Below are 5,292 nucleotides of genomic sequence, written 5' to 3' on the forward strand. Positions count from 1 at the left end.
CTGGGACCAGCGACGGGCACTGTCCTGGCTGGCCCGCTTCGAGGTGCCGCTGAACCGCCGCTGCAGCCGACTCTCCGGGGGCCAGCGAACGCAGGTCGCCCTCGCGGTCGCCCTGGGATCGCGCCCCACTGTGCTGCTGCTGGACGAACCGCTGTCCAATCTCGACCCCGTGGCCCGCACCGAAGTGACCGGCGAGCTGATGGCGGAGGCCGCCGACAGCGGCATGACCGTGATGCTGTCGACCCACATCGTGGCAGAACTGGCCGGCGTGAGCGACCACCTGCTGCTGCTCGCCGCAGGCCGCCCCATTCTGACCGGTGACGTCGAGCAGCTCCTGGCCGAGCACACCCGGCTCAGCGGGCCCCGCGCAGACCAGCCGCCGAGCCCCGGCACGGTCGTCCAGGCGCAGCACACCGACCGCCAGTCGACGTTCGTCGTCCGGCTGCCGGACCCGGCCGCCGCGCCTCCGATCGTCGCCCCCGGCTGGAGCGCCCAGCCTCTCTCCCTGGACGACCTGGTTCTCACCTATCTCAAGGCGTCAGGACAGGCGCCCCACGGCTCGGAGGCGGCAGCATGACTCAAGTCACCCAAGCCACACAGGTCGAGAAGAGCACTGCGGGTCTTGAACCCGCCGGGCAGGGCGCGGGCTTCGCCGGCCTGGCATGGCTGACCTGGCGCCAGCACCGCTGGACCCTCCTCGGCTCCCTCGTCCTGGCAGCCGCGCTGACCGGCTGGATGGCCTACCTCGCCTCCGACATGACGAGCCTCTACCACCAGTGCCACAACACGCTCTGTCCCGTCGGCTCACCCCAGTTCCAGACGCTCAACACCCGCTTCACCGGCCCGATCGATGTCGCGGACAACCTGCTGCTGGGCGTGCGGTACCTGCCGCTGCTGATCGGCATATTTCTGGGAGTTCCTCTACTGGCCAGGGAGTACGAGCAGCGCACCCTGCTGCTCGCCTGGAGCCAGGACATCTCCCCGGTGCGCTGGCTGTGGACCAAGCTCGCCCTGATCGGCCTGTTCGTCGCGGCACTGACCGCAGCGCTCTCCGCGGTCGCCGACCATCTGGCGCACGTGCTCCACAACGTTGGCGGCGGCAGCATGTTCGACGGGTCGCTGTTCCTGGACTCCGGCATGCTCCCGCTCGCGTTCGGCGTCTCCTGGTTCGCGATCGGCGTGGCGCTCGGCGCCGCCGTCCGGCGCATCCTCCCCGCCGCGATGGCCGTGATCCTCGGCTTCGTCGGCCTCATGCTGACCGTCCAGTGGCACTTCCCCACCCTGGAGGCGCCGGTGTCCCGGTTCTTCCCGTTCGGCGACCCGGCGAACCGCCCAGGGTTTACCAACGCCCTGGTGATCAACGGCGGCATCCAGGTCGGCCCCGACCATGTGGTGAACCTGTTCGACGCCTCCCGGCATGCCCTCAACTGGGCGCAGGTACAGCACGCGTGCCCGAACTTCCTCTCGCTCCCGGGCGAGGCTGTCACTTCCTGCTTCGCCCGCAACCACTTCCAGAGGTACGCGGTGTACCAGCCCGGCAGCAGGATCCCCGAGTTCCACCTCATCATCGCCTCCGGCTACCTCGGCCTCGGACTCCTTGCCCTTGTCGCCGCCTGGCTACTTGTGTGCCGAGCCGGGCTCAGCGCGGGCTGAGCGGAGCTTCCGGTGAACATCCTCGAAGAGGTCTTCCTTCCCAGCGCCCGCCACCAGCACGAGGAACGACAGCGTCTGGAGTGGATGCGCGACGACGAGGGCGAGGGCGACCCCTGCCGTGGGCCGATTGACCTCGACAGCGGCATCGTCCACATCAGGATCGGCCTGAAAGCGGCCGACCCGGGGACATGACTTCGAGGTCAGGCTTGGATCAGCCACGGTCATCTCCAAGATCTGCTGCAGGTTCGGCGGCACATACTCCGCGACCAGCTCCGCCCCGCGCTCGAAGCAGACTTGTGCTCTCCCCCAGGTCACCCATGCTGGCCGTCATGTCCGGAACAGGCTCTGAGGTCTACCGAGACGGGCGTGCGCATCGCGCCGATGCGGCCGGAGCACGCCGATCAGGTCCTGGCGATCGACCAGCTGGGCATCGATGAGGGCAACGCCACCTTCGAGACCACCGCCCCGACCTGGGAGAAGTTCGACACCGCCAAGCTGGACGAGCACCGCCTGGTCGCCCTGGACGAGAACAGCCGGGTCGTGGGCTGGGCCGCCGTGGTGCCGGTCTCCGACCGGTGCGCGTACGCCGGCGTCGTCGAACGCTCCGTCTACGTCCTCCCCGACGCTCGCGGCCGTGGGGTGGGCCTGGCCCTGCTGACCGCGCTACTCGCCTCCACCGACGCGGCGGGTATCTGGACGGTGCAGTCCGGCATCTTCCCGGAGAACACCGCAAGCCTGACCCAGCAGACCGAACCCGTCAGCACGACCTCCACCATCACCACCAGCTTCGGCTACGACGCGGCTGGCAACCTCACCCGCTACAAAGACGGCAACAACAACGCCACTCTCACGACCTTCAACACGCTCGAGCTGCCCGAATCGACCATCGGCCAGCGTAATGACGTCGTCCATGCGGCCCGTGTGCATGGACCACACCGCAAGCTGTCCGCTCGTGGACTCGAAATCGGCTTCGGCCTGTCGTCCCAGGCGGCAGGATCCTGCGGTGGCGGAGCTGCGGCCCACACTTCGACGTCCACAGTAGCGGCGTGCTTGTTCCTGGCCCTGTGTGGCCCTCGCGGTGCAGGCCCGGCATCCCGGGCCGGTCGGCGGAATCTTGGCTGCGTCCGGCCCCAGGCGGCCGGCCCGCTTCCCAGCCTGCTCGAGGGAACCTCCCGGCCCCAGGCCGGTAGGGCACGGCGCAGGTGTTCTTCGGGTATGCGGCAGAAGGCGGCGATCACCGTCCGGGCCTCGGCGTTGAAGACGACTTTGCCGTCGGGCGGCGCGATGAAGAGGCTGGGACGCCGTCCCACATCCACGAGTGCGCCGATGAGTTCCTCGGCCGCGAGCCGGTAGCGGGAGGCGACTCGGCTCATGTACGACAGCGTCCTCTCACGGTTGGCGAACACGAGGCGAGTCGGGCAGGCGGTGGGTCATGAAGGACCTGCTGGTGACGAACTCCCGGAATTTCAGCGCGCCTTCGGACAGATGGGCATCGCGGTTCCACACCAGGTGAGCACTCAGTGACAGTCGGGTGCGTCCACGTGCACCCAGGCCAGCGGGATGCGCGTACCGACCTGGCGGGACATGGCTGGGATGAGGCCGGTGCCGAGGCCGGCGCTGATCAGGTCCCCGCTGGCGCCCGGTTCGTCGCCCTCGCAGGACAGCACCGGCGTCAGGCCCTGCGATGCGAACAGCTGGTTGAGCAGGGCACGTTGCCAGCCGCGCCGGGTGGTGACGAACGGTTCGTCGGCGATCTCGGGGATGGTCACGCTGTCGCGCCCGTCGAGCCAGTGCCCGCGAGGCACTCCGAGCAGCACTTCCTGGCGGACGAGTTCGATCGACTCCAGGTGCGTGCCGGTCAGCGGCTGCGAGGCGACGCAGAAGTCGACCTCCCGGTCCCGCAGTTGGCGGTCCATCTCGTCCGCGTCCGACTGGAAGAGCCGGACGTCCGCGCGGGGGTGGGCGGCCCGGAAGCTGCCGAGCAGCGCACTGATCGTCAGCAGCGTCTCGGAGGCGACGCTGACGCGGCCGAGCCCCGTGTCGCGGGCCTCATGGACGGCTCTGCGGCCGTCGTCGAGCTCGCTCAGGGCGCGGTCGACGTGCCGCAGGAACACCGTGCCGTAATGGTTGAGCCGGATACGGCGGCCCCGCCGGTCGAAGAGCGGGGAGCCCAGCTCGGCCTCCAGGCGCGCGATGGCGCGGCTGAGTGAGGGCTGGGCGGACCCGCCACGAGCGCGAAAACCGCAGATCGATCGCGACTCGATATCCGACCTAGCGGAAACTGTACGCGTGCTCTTCCGCCCATGAGCGGAACGTGCGCGCCGGCACTCCGGTGATCTCTTCCACCGTGGTGGTGATCAGGTTCGATTCCGGTCGAGTAGCAGCGCTGGCCAACAGGGCCTCGACGAGAGCGGGTGGCCTGCCGTCGGCGAGCATCCGCTGACGTGCGGCCTCTATCGCGACCTTCTCGAAGCGAGTCGCGTGGCCGATCGCTTCTCCGATTGCGTGTACCTGCTCGGCTCTGCTGAGTACCTGAGGCCCGGTCAGGACGTATGCCATGCCTGCATGCCTGTCATCGGTTAGCGCGTGTACCGCCACCGCCGCGACGTCGCGTTCGTGGATCACGGCCGTGGCGGCGATGTCCGGACCGCGAACGACGTGCGTGGTGCGGATCTGCTCGGCCCATCCGCGCGCGTTGGAGGCGATGGTGTTCGACCGCAGGAACGTCCACCCCACGCCGGATCTCTCGATCAGGCGCTCCATGTCGGCGTGGAGCTGGTTGATCGGGCCGGTCTGGCGTTCGGCATCTTCCTTCACACCCGACGATGAGAGATAGACGATCCGGCGGGCATGCCGTGCAATCGCCTCCAGTACGGCAGGAGCGCCCTCGGTCGTAAGGAACGGCCAGATCAAGAACACCGTGTCGCTCCCGGCCAGTGCCCCCTCCAGCGTGTCCGGCTGGGTCAGGTCCCCGCCTGCGACCTTGACTCCCTCAGGTAGCTCGGCCAACTCGGGCTCACGCGCCAATGCACGTACGGCGGCACCTGCGGCCCGCAGTTGGACAACAACATGTCGGCCGACATTGCCGGTCGCGCCAACTACAAGAATCTCACCCATGACCAGTTCAGCCTCGGCCATACCCAAGGTATTCCGAGGCGGCGTGATGCTCCGTGTGCTTCCCGTACTTTCCGGTACTTCGGGCGTGGAGCATCATTCCAGATTCTGGCTGTGAGCTCTGAAGGCAGGATCCGGCAATTCGCCCATGACGGCTGCTGGTGTTCCGCGGTCAACCAGTCCCACTCACAAGCGGTGCCTTGGTCAGGGGCCGTTGAGGACGTCGTGGGTGCCGATGCGGTCTGATTATGCCGCGCGGCTGTAGCAGTCTGGGGCGTATGGCGTTGTGCGCCTTCGCGCCGCACCCCGCGCGGTAGGGCGACAGCCCAGTGGGGGAGCATCTGCTCAATCACCACCTGATCGTGAGGGGTCGTCATGCCTTCCGCCCGCTACGCCGCGTCGTCTGTCCTGTTCACGTTCCTGTTGCTGACCGGCTGCTCGCCCAAGCTGGGCGACGGCACGGCCGGGTCCCTGGGCGCGACGCCGACGTCGCAGGCGTCGGCCACAGTTGCGGGCGGGGCCTCC

General features: G+C 68.4%; 5 protein-coding genes and 2 pseudogenes. 4 read left to right on the forward strand and 3 right to left on the reverse strand.

The window, feature by feature from the left end; translation table 11 throughout:
- The 4 genes and pseudogenes from C3488_RS39080 to C3488_RS39095 form a co-directional block, all read left to right on the forward strand.
- On the forward strand, positions 1-577 hold a 577-nt coding region (locus tag C3488_RS39080), incomplete at its 5' end, for an ATP-binding cassette domain-containing protein (RefSeq protein WP_146068026.1).
- Positions 574-1,653 (forward strand): ABC transporter permease, encoded by a 1,080-nt coding sequence (locus C3488_RS39085; RefSeq protein WP_103845566.1) that lies wholly within the window; start codon positions 574-576, stop codon positions 1,651-1,653. The genes C3488_RS39080 and C3488_RS39085, both read left to right, overlap by 4 nt.
- Positions 1,654-1,665: 12 nt before the next feature.
- Positions 1,666-1,845 (forward strand): DUF6191 domain-containing protein, encoded by a 180-nt coding sequence (locus C3488_RS39090; protein WP_103845567.1) that lies wholly within the window; start codon positions 1,666-1,668, stop codon positions 1,843-1,845.
- Positions 1,846-2,034: 189 nt separating this feature from the next.
- A pseudogene (locus tag C3488_RS39095) lies at positions 2,035-2,391 on the forward strand (GNAT family N-acetyltransferase); the annotation flags it as partial.
- Positions 2,392-3,170: 779 nt separating this feature from the next.
- Here the strand turns inward: C3488_RS39095 and C3488_RS39100 are convergent.
- The 3 genes and pseudogenes from C3488_RS39100 to C3488_RS39105 form a co-directional block, all read right to left on the reverse strand.
- Positions 3,171-3,767 carry a LysR substrate-binding domain-containing protein gene (locus C3488_RS39100; RefSeq protein WP_258053920.1) on the reverse strand — a complete coding sequence of 199 codons (597 nt, stop codon included), beginning with the start codon at positions 3,765-3,767 and terminating at the stop codon, positions 3,171-3,173.
- A 51-nt stretch (positions 3,768-3,818) separates the two neighbouring features.
- Positions 3,819-3,917, reverse strand: a pseudogene (locus C3488_RS42825) (hypothetical protein); the annotation flags it as partial.
- Between the two features lie 7 nt (positions 3,918-3,924).
- Positions 3,925-4,791 (reverse strand): NAD(P)H-binding protein, encoded by an 867-nt coding sequence (locus C3488_RS39105; protein WP_181139378.1) that lies wholly within the window; start codon positions 4,789-4,791, stop codon positions 3,925-3,927.
- Positions 4,792-5,292 lie beyond the last annotated feature (501 nt).

The sequence above is a fragment of the Streptomyces sp. Ru72 genome (assembly GCF_002920635.1).
Lineage (GTDB): Bacteria > Actinomycetota > Actinomycetes > Streptomycetales > Streptomycetaceae > Streptomyces.

Bases quoted from the DNA above. Each gene is read 5' to 3' on its own strand.
- C3488_RS39085 (WP_103845566.1), top strand. From the start codon at position 574: ATGACTCAAGTCACCCAAGCCACACAGGTCGAGAAGAGCACTGCGGGT.
- C3488_RS39105 (WP_181139378.1), bottom strand. From the start codon at position 4,791: ATGGCCGAGGCTGAACTGGTCATGGGTGAGATTCTTGTAGTTGGCGCG.